A 13,895-nucleotide genomic window follows, 5' to 3' on the forward strand; every position below is an offset into this window, starting at 1 on the left:
CACCCGATTAATTTCCTTTTATATCAATGTGTTACGCAAAAAGACAGATCACACGCACCACTTTGATCGATCGGTATTTTCCCTGATCCTGTCAGTTTTACCGGCTCGATTTCCGTGGCAATCTGGCGTGATATCGGATGCGCGTGCGCCTGCTGCCCGCGGACGCGAAGGAGAACGCAGATGGACGGATGGGTAGTGATCGGCATCGTGCTCGCCGCGTGGATCGCGGGCGCGATCGTATTCGTGCACCGCGCGTCGGGGGTATTCTTCCAGGCGCTCGGGTGCGCGCACGGCGCGAAAAAGGGCAAGCGCCGCCCGCGGCTTTCCGGCCTGCGTGAAGCGCACGAATGACGCATCAGCGTCAGATGTCGAGCGGATCGACCTCGACGCTCCAGCGCAGCACGCCCTTCTGCTCGCGCAACAGCGGCTGCCACGCGCGCAGCGTGTGCTGAAGCGCCGCGCGCGACGCGCTCTCGATCAACAGTTGCGCCCGGTGGACGTTCGCCACCTTGACGATCGTCATCGGCACCGCGTCGTAGACCGTCACGCGGTCCGCGCCCGAGAGCGCCGAAAACGCGTCGGCCGCCTGCTGCAGGAACGCGAGCGCCGCGTCGAGCGTGCGCCCCTCGGCGCGCAAGAGCGCCTGATAGACGAACGGCGGCAGATGCGCGTCGCGGCGCTCGCCGAGCGTCGCGCCGGCGAACCCCACGTAATCCTGCCGCGCAAGCGCGTGATAGAGCGCGTGGCGCGGGTAGCGCGTCTGGATCAGCACCTCGCCCGGCAGCCCCGCGCGCCCCGCGCGGCCGCTCACCTGCATCAGTTGCGCGAATAGCCGCTCGCTCGCGCGGAAATCGTGCGAGAAGAGCGCGGTATCCGCGTTCAGCACGCCGACGAGCGACACCCGCTGGAAATCGTGCCCCTTCGCGATCATCTGCGTGCCGACGAGGATGTCGACCTCGCCCGCGTGCACGTCCGAGAAGAGCGCCTGCGCGCTGCCCTTGCGGCGCGTGCTGTCCGCGTCGATGCGCAGGATCCGCGCGCCCGGCACGGCGTGCGCGAGCGTCTCCTCGACGCGCTGCGTGCCGCGGCCGAGCGGCGCGATATCGACGTTCCCGCATTCCGGGCACGACCGCGGAATCCGTGCCTCCCAGCCGCAGTGGTGGCAGCGCACCGCATGCTCGGGCTTGTGCATCACGACGTACGCGCTGCATCGCGGGCAACCGGCGACCCAGCCGCACGCGTCGCACGCGAGCGCGGGCGCATAGCCGCGCCGGTTCAGGAACACGAGGCTCTGCTCGCCGCGCTCGAGCCGCGCCTTCAACGCGGCAACGAGCGGCCCCGACAGCCCGCCCATCGACGCCCGGCCGCGCCGCCGCTCCTCCTCGAGATCGACGAGCCGCACCGTCGGCAGCGCTGCGTCGGCGACCGCGCGCTTCGTCAGCGTGAGCCGCCGGTAGCGGCCCTGCTCGGCCTGCCACCAGGTTTCGAGCGACGGCGTGGCCGAGCCGAGCACGACCGGAATCGCGAGCTGCTTCGCACGCCACACCGCAAGATCGCGCGCCGAATAGCGCAACCCTTCCTGCTGCTTGTAGGCCGGCTCGTGCTCCTCGTCGACGACGATCATCGCGAGCGCCGGCAGCGACGCGAGCACCGCGAGCCGCGTGCCGAGCACGATCCGCGCGCGGCCGGTATGCGCGGCGAGCCAGTGGCGCGCGCGCTCGCCTTCGGCGAGGCCGCTATGCAGCGTGACGATCGCGTCGGCGGGCAGCGTCGCCGCGAAGCGCGCGCGGAACGCCGCCTCGAACTGCGGCGTCAGGTTGATCTCGGGCACGAGAACGAGCGCCTGCGCGTCGGGCTGCCGCCCGAGCAGCACGGCGAGCGCGCGCAGATACACCTCGGTCTTGCCGCTGCCCGTCACGCCGTGCAGCAGGAACGGCGCGAAGCCGTCCGCCGACGCGATCGCGTCGAGCGCCTCGGCCTGCTGATCGGTCAGTTGCGGCGGTGACGCAAGCGCGCGCCATCCGGCCGCCGGCGTCGAGTTGTCCACAAGCTGCGCGTCGGCGTGCGTGATCGCAATCTCGTCGCATGCGATCCAGCCTTTCGCCTGCCACGCGTCGAGCACCGCGACGGCCTTCGGGTGCAGCGCGCGAACCTCGGCAAGCGACAGCGCGGGCGCGTCGGCGAGCGCCTGCGCGAGCCGGCGCAGCGCCGCGCCGCGCGCGGGCAGCGCGTCCGGCAGCGCGGCGCGCCCGGCGTCGAGCAGCCGGTAGCGCAGCTCGGGCGCGAGCAGGCGCCCCCAGCGCGGCACGTCGCGCAGCGCCTGCGGCAGCGCGGGCAATGCAACTTCGCCGAGCCCGCGCTGGTAGTAGTCGGCCGCGAACGCGACGAGGTCGAGCCACGGCCGCGACAGCGGAGGCAGCTCCGCGCAGACCGCGTCGACCGCCTTCAGCTTGCCCGCCGGCACGTCCGTGTGAGCGGTCACTTCGCACACGAGTCCGACTGCGCTGCGCCGGCCGAACGGCACCTGCACGAGCATCCCCGGCGCGGCCGGGACGTTGCCGCGATAGCGATAATCGAACAGCGTCGGCAGCGGATGATCGAGCGCGACGCGCACGAACGCGTCAGCCATCGGCGCGACACCGCCGAATGCCGGTAGACCCGGCAGGCCAGACATCCGCGACGCCCGCGAAGTTAAAGTGAAACATCACTTTCGGCGCTAAGTTTTGGATTCTCATTAAGAATCGCGGCGCGACCGCCGATCCTGTGGATAACTTTGTTGAGAACTCGCTCTTGACTACCGCGAAAAGGCGCTGCGTCCGGCCATCCACTGCCTTTTCGCGATTCGGCGAGCCAGCCGGAAAGCCTTATCCCACAAGGCTGCTATCCAATTTCCGCCGTCATAGCGCGGCCCGCTCGCCGATACCGCCCTCTACCGCGCTGCAACGTGGAAAATGTGCATAAGTCAAGTCTTGACAAGCATGAGAGCGCCATTGGGCGGGCGCTTGCGCCCTGTTTAGTCGCGTTTGCGCAAACTTGCCCCGTCGCGTCGCAGCATCGAACGGCTTGCGATTACGATCCAGAGCCGCTACGGATCGCTCGGCTATGGCGATGCACTTCGTCGACGAGTTCCGCGACGTGCTCGGGCGGCGTGAACTGCGAGATGCCGTGGCCGAGGTTGAACACGTGGCCCGGATGGTTGCCGTAGCTGTCGAGCACCGCGCGCGCCTCGGCGCGGATCGCCTCGGGCGGCGCGAACAGGATCGTCGGGTCGAGGTTGCCCTGCAGCGCGACGCGCCCCGCGACGCGCTCGCGCGCGCGGCCGAGGCTGACCGTCCAGTCGAGGCCGACCGCGTCGACGCCCGTTGCCGCCAGATCCTCGAGCCAGAGCCCGCCGCCCTTCGTGAACGCGATCGCCGGCACGCGCGCGCCGTCGTGCTCGCGCTTCAACTGCGCGACGACGCGCCGGATGTAGTCGAGCGAGAAGCGCTGATACGCGCCGTCGGCAAGCGCGCCGCCCCAGGTATCGAAGATCATCACGGCCTGCGCGCCGGCCTCGATCTGCGCGTTCAGGTAGGCGGCCACCGCCTGCGCGTTGACGTCGAGGATCCGTTGCATCAGGTCGGGCCGCGAATACGCCATCGACTTCACGGTGCGGAAATCGTCCGAGCCGCCGCCTTCGACCATGTAGCACGCGAGCGTCCACGGGCTGCCGGAGAAACCGATCAGCGGCACGCGCTGGCGGCCTTCGCCATCGGTGAGCGCGCGGCGAATCTCGCGCACCGCGTCGGTCACATAACCGAGCGTCGCGCCGATGTCCGGCACCGCGAGCTTTGCGACGTCGGCCTCGGTGCGCACCGGATGCGCGAACCTCGGCCCCTCGCCCGCGGCGAAATCGAGGCCGAGTCCCATCGCGTCGGGGATCGTCAGGATGTCGGAGAACAGGATCGCGGCGTCGAGCGGGAAGCGCTCGAGCGGCTGCAGCGTCACTTCGGTCGCGTAATCAGGATGCTTCGCGAGCCCGAGGAAGCTGCCCGCGCGCGCGCGCGTCGCGTTGTATTCGGGCAGGTAGCGGCCCGCCTGGCGCATCAGCCAGATCGGCGTGTAGTCGGTCGGCTCGCGCAGCAGCGCGCGCAGGAAGGTGTCGTTGATGAGAGTCTGGGCCACGATGAATGCGACGAAGCGAAACGCAAAGGAGCATTCTACCGGACGCGGCGCGCCGCCCGGCGCTCGCGGCCATATGACGCTCGCCGGCCGTCCGTTATGATCCGGCGTTCGGACCAGCCCCACGTATCGAGGAGACACGATGAAAATGAAGAAGACGTTGCTCGCGCTCGCCTGCTGCGCGGGCGTCGCCCACGCGCAAACCCTGCCGCAGCCCGCCGCGCCCGCGTCGCGGCTCGACGACGTGCTCGCGCGCGGCGCGCTGCGCGTCTGCACGACGGGCGACTACAAGCCGTACACGTACCGGCGCGAGGACGGCGCGTTCGAAGGCATCGACATCGACATGGCGGCCTCGCTCGCGAAATCGCTCGGCGTGAAGACGGAGTTCGTGAAGACCACGTGGCCGACGCTCATCAGCGACTTCGTCGCGAAGTGCGACATCGCGGTGGGCGGCATCTCGACGACGCTCGAGCGGCAGAAGCGCGCGTTCTTCACGCAGCCGTACGTGACCGATGGCAAGACGCCGATCGTGCGCTGCGCGGACGTCGAGCGCTACCAGACGATCGCGCAGATCGACCAGCCGCAAACACGCGTGATCGTGAACCCGGGCGGCACGAACGAGCGTTTTGCGAAGCAGCATTTCACGCACGCGAAGATCGCCGTCTTTCCGGACAACGTGACGATCTTCAAGCAGATCCTCGCGGGAAGCGCGGACGTGATGGTCACGGACGCGTCCGAGACGCTGCTGCAGCAAAAGCTGAATCCCGGCCTCTGCTCGGTGCATCCGGACAAGCCGTTCCAGTTCGGCGAGAAAGCGTACATGGTGCCGCGCGGCGACGTCGTGTTCCAGCAGTACGTCGATCAGTGGCTGCATCTCGCGCGCGAGACAGGCGAGCTTCAGGCAATCTCGGACAAGTGGCTCAAATAGCGTGGCGGCGCCTTCGCGATCGCCGCGCCAGCGAGCGACGGATGCACGGGCTCGCCGAGCACCGTCGTGCCGGCGAGCAGCGGATTGACGGGTACGATCCGATAATCGTTTTGCCGCAGGTAAGCAGCGACTTCATAACTGGACCGATAAGGTTTATCCGAAAGGCCGACTACCGCGATTACCCGATCGCGTTTCAAAATCTTTCTCAGAACTTCGTCAGTCGATATCGCTGTCATTTCAATGCATGTTTGATGGCGCCCGACAGCCTCGTCAGCCGGGGCAGGCCCATCGCAAAAGGGGCCTGGGCGGGCTCGAAAATACTTTTTTCATTACGGTAAAAATGACTTTATGCGTTTCTTTAAAAACAGTAAAAAGTCCCGCGAAGCCTTATCCGGCGTGGGTTACAACCTGAAACACTTTGTTACCGCGTGGGTGGGGTAATTCGCCCAAAATGCCTCTCACGGTTTCAACACGGATGCGGTCTCGTGTGCAGCGTGTGAGCGGACACAAGCACGAATGACGAGCCCGTCGGTCTCGTACCGAATCCCTGTTCAGGGGCATCCTTGTTGGAGTCGTCGTCGGCCCACGCCGATGCGTTCCATCTTTGGTCTCCTCGCGCTAACCCCGTAGCGTGTGGTTTTTAGCGGGCTCATCAGCCCGCTTTTTTTCGTCCATCGAAAACGTGCGCGGCACGTCAAGCCGTCTTCTGCACGCTCAATCCAAGTTCGTCGATCATCCTCTCGCGCATCACGAACTTCTGCACCTTCCCCGTCACGGTCATCGGGAGCTCGTCGACGAAGCGCACGTAGCGCGGCACCTTGTAGTGCGCGATCTGGCCGCGGCAAAACTCGCGCAGCTCATCGTCCGTCATCACCTCGCCCGCGCGCAGCACGATCCACGCGCACACTTCCTCGCCGTACTTCGAATCGGGAACGCCGAACACCTGCACGCTCTGAATCTTCGGATGCCGAAACAGGAACTCCTCGATCTCGCGCGGATAGACGTTCTCGCCGCCGCGGATCAGCATGTCCTTCAGGCGCCCGACGATGTTGCAGAAGCCCTCTTCGTCGAGCGTCGCCAAGTCGCCCGTGCGCATCCAGCCGTCGACGACGGCTTCGCGCGTCCTCGCTTCGTCGTCCCAATAGCCGAGCATCACCGAATAGCCGCGCGTGCACAGCTCGCCCGTCTCGCCGACAGGCACGATCGCGCCCGTCGCGTCGACGATCTTCGCCTCCAGATGCGGCTGGATACGGCCGACCGTCGTCGTGCGCTTCTCGAGCGAATCCGTCGTCGAGCTCTGGAACGACACGGGGCTCGTCTCCGTCATCCCGTAAGCGATCGTCACCTCGGACATGTGCATCTTCGCGACGACCCGCTTCATCGTCTCGATCGGGCACGGCGAGCCCGCCATGATGCCCGTGCGCAGCGTGCCCAGGTCGAAGCGGTCGAAATCCGGATGATCGAGCTCGGCGATGAACATTGTCGGCACGCCCTGCAGCGCGGTGCAGCGCTCGTCGGACACCGCCGCGAGCGTCGCGCCCGGCTCGAACGCCGCGCCGGGAAACACCATCTTCGCGCCCGCCGACACGCACGCGAGCACCGACAGCACCATCCCGAAGCAGTGATAGAGCGGCACCGGAATGCACATCGCGTCGGCCTCGGTGAGCCGCATCACGCGCGCGATCGAGCGCGCGTTGTTGACGACGTTGCGGTGCGTGAGCGTCGCGCCCTTCGGGCTGCCCGTCGTGCCGCTCGTGAACTGGATGTTGATCGGATCGCGGCAGTCGAGCGTCGCGCCGATCGCATCGAGCCGCGCGGAATCGAGCGCCGCCCGTCCGCGCGCGAGCACGTCGGCGAAGCTCAGCATGCCCGCGGGCGCCACGTCGCTCATCGTCACGACCGTGCGCAGGCTCGGCACGCGCGCCGCGTGCAGCGCGCCGCCCGCGTGCGTCGTCGCGAGTTCCGGCGCGATCTCTGCGATCATCTCGGTGTACGCGGACGTCTTGAAGCGCTCGGCCGCGATCAGCAGCTTGCAGCCGACCTTGTTCAGCGCGTATTCGAGCTCGGCAAGCCGATAGGCGGGATTGACGTTGACGAGCACCGCGCCGATGCGCGCGGTCGCGAATTGCGTGAGCAGCCATTCGGCGCGGTTCGGAGACCAGATGCCGACCCGGTCGCCGCGCGCGACGCCGAGCTCGATCAGCGCGGTCGCGAGCGCGTCGACTTCGCCCGCGAACTCGCGCCACGTCCATCGAACGCCCTGCTCGCGGAACACGACCGCCGCACGGTCGGGAAAGCGCGCGACCGTATCGAGCAGAAACTGCCCGATCGTCGCTTCGCTCAATGGGACGTCCGCCGTGCCGCGTACGTACGAAAGCCCCCGCTGCGGCGCGATCAGCGCGCCGACGCCCGAATCTGCTGCCATGAGAGTGTCTCCGCCATTGGAACGTTCTACGAACGTTTCGTCGTTTTGAATGCGTTTCTGTAAATTATTCTGCCATCCGCTTACGACACTCTGACATCAAGTGTTACCCGCAGTGCGGGCGTGCCCGCGGAAACAAAAAAGGCAGCCCGAGGGCTGCCCTTCCGATGCAATCGCTACGCAATTGCGATGCAAGGCGTGAACCGGACGCGTGCGGCGGGCACGCGAACGCTTCAGTGCTTGCCGCGGATCTTCGCGAGACGCTGGATCGCTTCGAGTTGCGCCATCGCGGTTGCGAGTTCCGACTGCGCCTTTGCGAGATCGATGTCCGATTTCGCGTTCTGCAGCGTTTCCTCAGCGCGCTTTCTCGCTTCCTCGGCCTTTGCCGCGTCGAGATCCTTGCCGCGGATCGCCGTGTCCGCGAGCACCGTCACGGCGCCCGGTTGCACTTCGAGAATGCCGCCCGCGACGAACACGAACTCTTCGTCGCCGCTTTCCGCCTCGATGCGCACCGCACCGGGACGAATCCGCGTGATGAGCGGCGTGTGACCCGGCAGGATGCCCAGCTCGCCGGCTTCGCCCGGCAGCGCGACGAACTTCGCCTGGCCCGAGAAGATCTGCTCTTCCGCGCTGACGACGTCTACTTTGATGGTTGCCATCTCGACTCCTGTCGACGGGAGTCAGCGCTTTAGCGCTGCCCCCCGTCCCATGCCGCGGTTGGCAAGAGTTGGCGCTTCAGCCGCTTACTCTTGCCCAGCGGCGGTCGATCGGAGCGAGCGCTTTAGCGCTGACTCCGATCCCACGCACGGCGGGTTGAGCGTGTTGCGGTTGGCGCGAGCCCGCCGTAAAGCGGATCGGTCAGACCCATTCGCTTTACTTCGGCCGGCACGCGCCAGCGTGCTACTCACTCGAACCCTTACTGGATCTTCTTGGCCTTCTCGAAGGCTTCGTCGATCGTGCCGACCATGTAGAACGCCTGTTCCGGCAGGTGGTCGCACTCGCCGTCGACGATCATCTTGAAGCCGCGGATCGTTTCCTTCAGCGGCACGTACTTGCCCGGCGAGCCCGTGAACACTTCGGCGACGTGGAACGGCTGAGACAGGAAACGCTGGATCTTCCGTGCACGCGCGACCGACAGCTTGTCTTCCGGCGACAGTTCGTCCATGCCCAGAATCGCGATGATGTCGCGCAGTTCCTTGTAGCGCTGCAGCGTCTGCTGAACGCGACGCGTGATCGAGTAGTGCTCTTCGCCGATCACGTTCGGGTCGATCTGGCGCGACGTCGAGTCGAGCGGGTCGACCGCCGGGTAGATACCCAGCGAAGCGATGTCACGCGACAGCACGACCGTTGCGTCCAGGTGGCCGAAGGTCGTAGCCGGCGACGGGTCGGTCAAGTCATCCGCAGGGACGTACACGGCCTGGACCGACGTAATCGAGCCCTTCTTGGTCGACGTGATGCGCTCTTGCAGCTTGCCCATTTCTTCAGCCAGCGTCGGCTGATAGCCCACCGCCGACGGCATACGGCCGAGCAGTGCCGACACTTCGGTGCCGGCCAGCGTGAAACGGTAGATGTTGTCGACGAAGAACAGCACGTCGAGGCCTTCGTCGCGGAAGTGCTCGGCCATCGTGAGGCCCGTCAGCGCGACGCGCAGACGGTTGCCCGGCGGCTCGTTCATCTGGCCGTACACCAGCGCGACCTTGTCGAGAACGTTCGAGTCCTTCATTTCGTGGTAGAAGTCGTTCCCTTCACGGGTACGCTCGCCCACGCCCGCGAACACGGAGTAACCGCCGTGCTCCTTCGCGATGTTGTTGATGAGCTCCATCATGTTGACGGTCTTGCCCACGCCCGCACCGCCGAACAGCCCCACCTTGCCGCCCTTTGCGAACGGGCAGATCAGGTCGATGACCTTGATGCCCGTTTCGAGCAGCTCGGTCGACGGCGACAGTTCGTCGAACGCCGGCGCCTTCTGGTGGATCGAACGCTTGTGTTCGCTGACGATCGGGCCCGCCTCGTCGATCGGACGGCCGAGCACGTCCATGATGCGCCCGAGGGTCGGCTTGCCGACCGGCACCGAGATCGGGTTGCCCGTATTCTTCACCACGACGCCGCGGCGCAGGCCGTCGGAGGCACCCAGACAGATGGTGCGGACCACGCCGTCGCCCAGTTGCTGCTGGACTTCGAGCGTCAGTTCCGAGCCTTCCAGAATGAGCGCGTCGTAGATCTTCGGCATGCTCTCGCGCGGGAATTCCACGTCGATAACGGCGCCGATGCACTGTACGATCTTGCCTTCTACCAAAGCAGCAGTACTCATCGCTTTTCCTTTCAATACCTGATTCTTTACTCGCGCAAAGGCGCAGTTTCGAGACGCAGCAGGCGTCGCGCGTTCCGCGTTACACCGCGGCGGCGCCGCCGACGATCTCCGACAGTTCCTTCGTGATCGCAGCCTGGCGGCTCTTGTTGTACGACAGTTGAAGCTCGCTGATCACCGTCTTCGCGTTGTCCGAAGCAGCCTTCATCGCGACCATCCGCGCCGACTGCTCCGACGCCATGTTTTCCGCGACCGCCTGGTACACCAGCGCCTCGACGTAACGCACGAGCAGCTCGTCGACCACCGCCTGCGCGTCCGGCTCGTAGATGTAGTCCCACGACGTGGCCGGCATGCCGTCGCTGCTGTCGAAATGTTCGGTCGACAGCGGCAGCAGTTGCTCGATCACCGCTTCCTGCTTCATCGTGTTGATGAAGCGCGTGTACGCGAGATAAACGGCTGACAGCTTGCCTTCCGAATACAGATCGAGCTGCACCTTCACCGCACCGATCAGCTTGTCGAGGTGCGGCGTGTCGCCGAGATGCACGACCTGCGAGATCACCTTCGCGCCGAAACGGTTCAGGAAGCCGAGGCCCTTGCTGCCGATCGCGGTGGCTTCGAGCTTCTGGCCCTTGTCGTCGAGCTCCTTGAACTTCTGCATCGACGCACGCAGCACATTCGTGTTCAGACCGCCGCACAGACCCTTGTCGGTCGTGACGAGGATGATGCCCGCGGTCTTCGCGCCGTCGTTCGCCACCATGAACGGGTGGCGGTACTCCGGGGTCGAGCGGCTCATGTGCGCGGCGATGGCGCGGACCTTGTCGGCATACGGGCGAGCAGCGCGCATGCGTTCCTGAGCGCGGCGCATCTTCGATGCCGCCACCATCTCCATCGCCTTCGTGATCTTGCGCGTGTTCTGCACGCTCTTGATCTTGCCGCGAATTTCCTTCATTCCAGCCATTGCTTGCTCCTTGACCGAAGCGGGGCGAGCGCTTTATGCGACCCGCGCCACTTCAAGGTGTCCCTCGCGGATCAATAGGCACCCGACTTCTTGAAGTCCTTGATCGCGGCGTGCAGCGCGCTCTCGTCGTCCTTCGACAAGTCCTTCGTGTCTTCGATGCGCTTGATGAGGTCAGCGTGGCTCGTCTTCAGATACTCGCGCAGGCCCTTCTCGAACGGCAGGACGTCCTTGACGTCGAGATCGTCGAGATAGCCGTTGTTCGCCGAGAAGAGCGACACGGCCAGCTCCCACACCTGCAGCGGCTGGTATTGCGGCTGCTTCAGCAGTTCCGTCACGCGGCGGCCGCGCTCGAGCTGCTTGCGGGTCGCTTCGTCGAGGTCCGACGCGAACTGCGCGAACGCGGCCAGTTCGCGGTACTGCGCGAGGTCGGTACGGATACCGCCCGACAGCTTCTTCACGACCTTCGTCTGCGCGGCGCCGCCGACTCGCGACACCGACACGCCCGCGTTGATCGCCGGACGGATGCCCGCGTTGAACAGGTCGGTTTCCAGGAAGATCTGGCCATCGGTGATCGAGATCACGTTCGTCGGAACGAACGCGGTCACGTCGCCCGCTTGCGTTTCGATGACGGGCAGCGCCGTCAGCGAGCCGCTCTTGCCCTTCACTTCGCCGTTCGTGAACTTCTCGACGTACTCTTCCGACACGCGAGCCGCGCGCTCGAGCAGACGCGAATGCAGATAGAACACGTCGCCCGGGTACGCTTCACGGCCCGGCGGGCGGCGTAGCAGCAGCGAGATCTGGCGATACGCCCAAGCCTGCTTGGTCAAGTCGTCGTAAATGATGAGGGCGTCCTGGCCGCGATCGCGGAAGTATTCGCCCATCGTGCAGCCGGCGTACGGCGCGAGGTACTGCATCGCAGCCGATTCCGACGCCGACGCAGCGACGACGATCGTATATTCGAGCGCGCCGGTTTCCTCGAGCTTGCGCACCACGTTCATGATCGACGAAGCCTTCTGGCCGATCGCGACGTAGATGCAGACGAGGTCCTTGCCCTTCTGGTTGATGATCGTGTCGATCGCCACCGCGGTCTTGCCGCACTGACGGTCGCCGATGATCAGCTCGCGCTGGCCGCGGCCGATCGGCACCATCGAGTCGATCGACTTCAGGCCCGTCTGCACCGGCTGCGACACCGACTTACGCCAGATCACGCCCGGCGCGATCTTTTCGATCGCGTCGGTCAGCTTCGCGTTGACCGGGCCCTTGCCGTCGATCGGGTTGCCGAGCGCATCGACCACGCGGCCGACGAGTTCCGGACCGACCGGGACTTCGAGAATGCGGCCCGTCGTCTTGACGATGTCGCCTTCGGAGATGTGTTCGTATTCGCCGAGAATCACCGCACCGACCGAGTCGCGCTCGAGGTTCAGCGCAAGACCGAACGTGTTGCCCGGGAATTCGAGCATTTCGCCCTGCATCACGTCGGACAAACCGTGAATGCGCACGATGCCGTCGGTCACGGAGATCACGGTGCCCTGGTTGCGAACGTCCGCGCTCGCTTCAAGGCCCTGGATCCGGCTCTTGATCAGCTCGCTGATCTCAGAGGGATTGAGTTGCATTATTCGCTCCTGATATTCAATTCTGTTGCGTGCCGGCCGCGTAGACGCTCAGGCGGTCAAAGCCACCTGCATGCCGGCGAGCCGCGCGCGGACCGAGGTATCGAGCACTTCGTCGCCAACCGTCACGCGCACGCCGCCGATCAGCGACGCGTCGACTTCGACCGTCGGCTTCAGCTTGCGCTTGAATCTGCGCTCGAGGTTTTCGACGAGTTCGGTGAGCTGCGCGCCTTCCAGCGGAAACGCGCTGACGATCAGCGCATCCGCCGCGCCTTCGCGCGCATTCTTCAGCTCGTCGAACTGCGCGGAGATTTCCGGCAGCAGCGCGATACGATGATTTTCGACCAGCATCCCCACGAAGTTCTTCGCTTCCGCGCTGGTCGCGAGCGGTGCCTTCACCGCGGCGAGCAGCAGCTCGCTGACTTGCGCGCGACTCACCTTCGGACTCGACGCGACAGACAGCACTTCGGGCAGGTGCGCAACCTGAGCCAGCTCTTGCACGAGCGTGGACCAGGCGGCGATGTCACCACCCTCGGCCACGCGGAACAGCGCTTCTGCGTAAGGGCGGGCGATGGTTGCAAGTTCGGCCATGATCAGAGCTCGGCTTTCAGTTGATTCAGCAGTTCGGCGTGGGCCGTATGATCGACTTCGCGCTTCAGGATCTGCTCGGCGCCCTTCACGGCCAGCGAGGCGACTTCGCCGCGCAGCGTTTCACGGGCCTTCACGATTTGCTGATCGGCATCCGCCTTCGCCTGGGCGATGATGCGGGCCGCTTCGGCCTGGGCGTTCGCCTTGATTTCTTCGGCGACCGCCTGCGCGCGCTTTTCGGCTTCGGCGATGCGCTGCTGGCCATCGCTACGAGCCTGCGCGAGTTCCTGGTCGACGCGCTTGTGCGCCGCTGCGAGTTCCGCCTGCCCCTTTTCCGCAGCCGAGAGGCCATCGGCAATTTTCTTCGAGCGCTCGTCGAGGGCGTTGATCAACGGCGGCCACACGAACTTCATCGTGAACCACGCGAGGATCAGGAACACGACCATTTGCGCAAACAGGGTTGCGTTGAGATTCACGGTGTTTCCTTAATCTGCTATTCCGGAAAAATGAAACGACGAGGAGCGCACCGAAAAAAGCTTTCGAGTCGCGCTCACTTTCCGTTCCGCCCTGCGCCGGCAAGCCTGGCGCATTGGTATTTCCGAGGAACCCTTAGCTCGCGAGCTTCGACAGGAGCGGGTTCGCGAATGCAAACAGCATGGCCACACCCACGCCAATCAGGAACGCCGCATCGATCAGACCCGCCAGCAGGAACATCTTCGTTTGCAGCGGATTGATCAGTTCCGGCTGACGTGCGCAAGCTTCGATGTACTTGCCGCCCATCAGGCCGATACCGATACAGGCGCCGATTGCACCCAGGCCGATGATGATACCGATACCGATGGCGGTCAGACCTTGGATGTTGGCGATGAAAGCTTGCATGATCACTCCTTTGTGAAAAGACTTGGAACTGGAATTAAAAA

Annotated in this window: 14 protein-coding genes; 2 read left to right on the top strand and 12 right to left on the bottom strand. The window is 65.2% G+C overall.

From position 1 onward, the window contains the following. Positions 1–180: 180 nt before the first annotated feature. Positions 181–351 (top strand): hypothetical protein, encoded by a 171-nt coding sequence (locus tag WT16_RS16815; protein WP_009914015.1) that lies wholly within the window; start codon positions 181–183, stop codon positions 349–351. 10 nt (positions 352–361) lie between these two features. On the opposite strand, the gene WT16_RS16820 is transcribed toward WT16_RS16815, so the two are convergent. From WT16_RS16820 to hemE, 3 genes are all read right to left on the bottom strand, one after another. After that, positions 362–2,629: a primosomal protein N' gene (locus WT16_RS16820; protein ID WP_015602035.1), complete on the bottom strand. Its 2,268-nt coding sequence runs from the start codon at positions 2,627–2,629 to the stop codon at positions 362–364. Further along, the gene (locus WT16_RS35635; RefSeq protein WP_075644719.1) at positions 2,622–2,828 is read right to left on the bottom strand and encodes a hypothetical protein; all 207 of its coding nucleotides are present in this window, start codon (positions 2,826–2,828) and stop codon (positions 2,622–2,624) included. Before WT16_RS35635 ends, WT16_RS16820 begins: the two co-directional genes overlap by 8 nt. Positions 2,829–3,069: 241 nt before the next feature. Continuing rightward, entirely contained in the window at positions 3,070–4,164 is a 1,095-nt protein-coding gene (gene hemE, locus WT16_RS16825) for a uroporphyrinogen decarboxylase (protein ID WP_015602190.1), read from the bottom strand. Positions 4,165–4,303: 139 nt separating this feature from the next. Between hemE and WT16_RS16830 the strand changes: the two genes are divergently transcribed. After that, a complete protein-coding gene (locus WT16_RS16830; protein WP_006023929.1) occupies positions 4,304–5,089 on the top strand; it encodes a transporter substrate-binding domain-containing protein in 786 nt (261 codons plus the stop codon). On the opposite strand, the gene WT16_RS31595 is transcribed toward WT16_RS16830, so the two are convergent. The 9 genes from WT16_RS31595 to atpE all read right to left on the bottom strand — a co-directional run bounded on the left by WT16_RS31595 (position 5,059) and on the right by atpE (position 13,854). Further along, positions 5,059–5,325, bottom strand: a complete 267-nt coding sequence (locus WT16_RS31595; protein ID WP_082743816.1) for a CoA-binding protein — start codon at positions 5,323–5,325, stop codon at positions 5,059–5,061. The genes WT16_RS16830 and WT16_RS31595 overlap by 31 nt on opposite strands. Before the next feature lie 458 nt (positions 5,326–5,783). Continuing rightward, positions 5,784–7,514, bottom strand: a complete 1,731-nt coding sequence (locus tag WT16_RS16835) for an AMP-binding protein (protein ID WP_063533732.1) — start codon at positions 7,512–7,514, stop codon at positions 5,784–5,786. Between the two features lie 230 nt (positions 7,515–7,744). Then, positions 7,745–8,170, bottom strand: a complete 426-nt coding sequence (locus WT16_RS16840) for a F0F1 ATP synthase subunit epsilon (protein ID WP_006023932.1) — start codon at positions 8,168–8,170, stop codon at positions 7,745–7,747. Between the two features lie 257 nt (positions 8,171–8,427). Beyond that, complete coding sequence (gene atpD, locus WT16_RS16845) at positions 8,428–9,822, bottom strand: F0F1 ATP synthase subunit beta (RefSeq protein ID WP_041861550.1); 1,395 nt, start codon at positions 9,820–9,822, stop codon at positions 8,428–8,430. Positions 9,823–9,901: 79 nt separating this feature from the next. Then, a complete protein-coding gene (gene atpG, locus WT16_RS16850) occupies positions 9,902–10,777 on the bottom strand; it encodes a F0F1 ATP synthase subunit gamma (protein WP_006023934.1) in 876 nt (291 codons plus the stop codon). A gap of 71 nt (positions 10,778–10,848) precedes the next feature. Continuing rightward, complete coding sequence (gene atpA / locus WT16_RS16855) at positions 10,849–12,390, bottom strand: F0F1 ATP synthase subunit alpha (RefSeq protein WP_006023935.1); 1,542 nt, start codon at positions 12,388–12,390, stop codon at positions 10,849–10,851. 48 nt (positions 12,391–12,438) lie between these two features. Beyond that, positions 12,439–12,978 (bottom strand): F0F1 ATP synthase subunit delta, encoded by a 540-nt coding sequence (locus WT16_RS16860; RefSeq protein WP_006023936.1) that lies wholly within the window; start codon positions 12,976–12,978, stop codon positions 12,439–12,441. A gap of 2 nt (positions 12,979–12,980) precedes the next feature. Next, entirely contained in the window at positions 12,981–13,451 is a 471-nt protein-coding gene (locus WT16_RS16865) for a F0F1 ATP synthase subunit B (RefSeq protein WP_009914023.1), read from the bottom strand. A 133-nt stretch (positions 13,452–13,584) separates the two neighbouring features. Further along, on the bottom strand, positions 13,585–13,854 hold the full coding sequence (atpE, locus tag WT16_RS16870; RefSeq protein WP_009914024.1) for a F0F1 ATP synthase subunit C: 270 nt from the start codon (positions 13,852–13,854) through the stop codon (positions 13,585–13,587). Positions 13,855–13,895 lie beyond the last annotated feature (41 nt).

Origin of the sequence: Burkholderia sp. MSMB1589WGS (assembly GCF_001636105.1) — a bacterium.
In the GTDB taxonomy this organism is placed as follows: Bacteria; Pseudomonadota; Gammaproteobacteria; order Burkholderiales; family Burkholderiaceae; genus Burkholderia; species Burkholderia humptydooensis.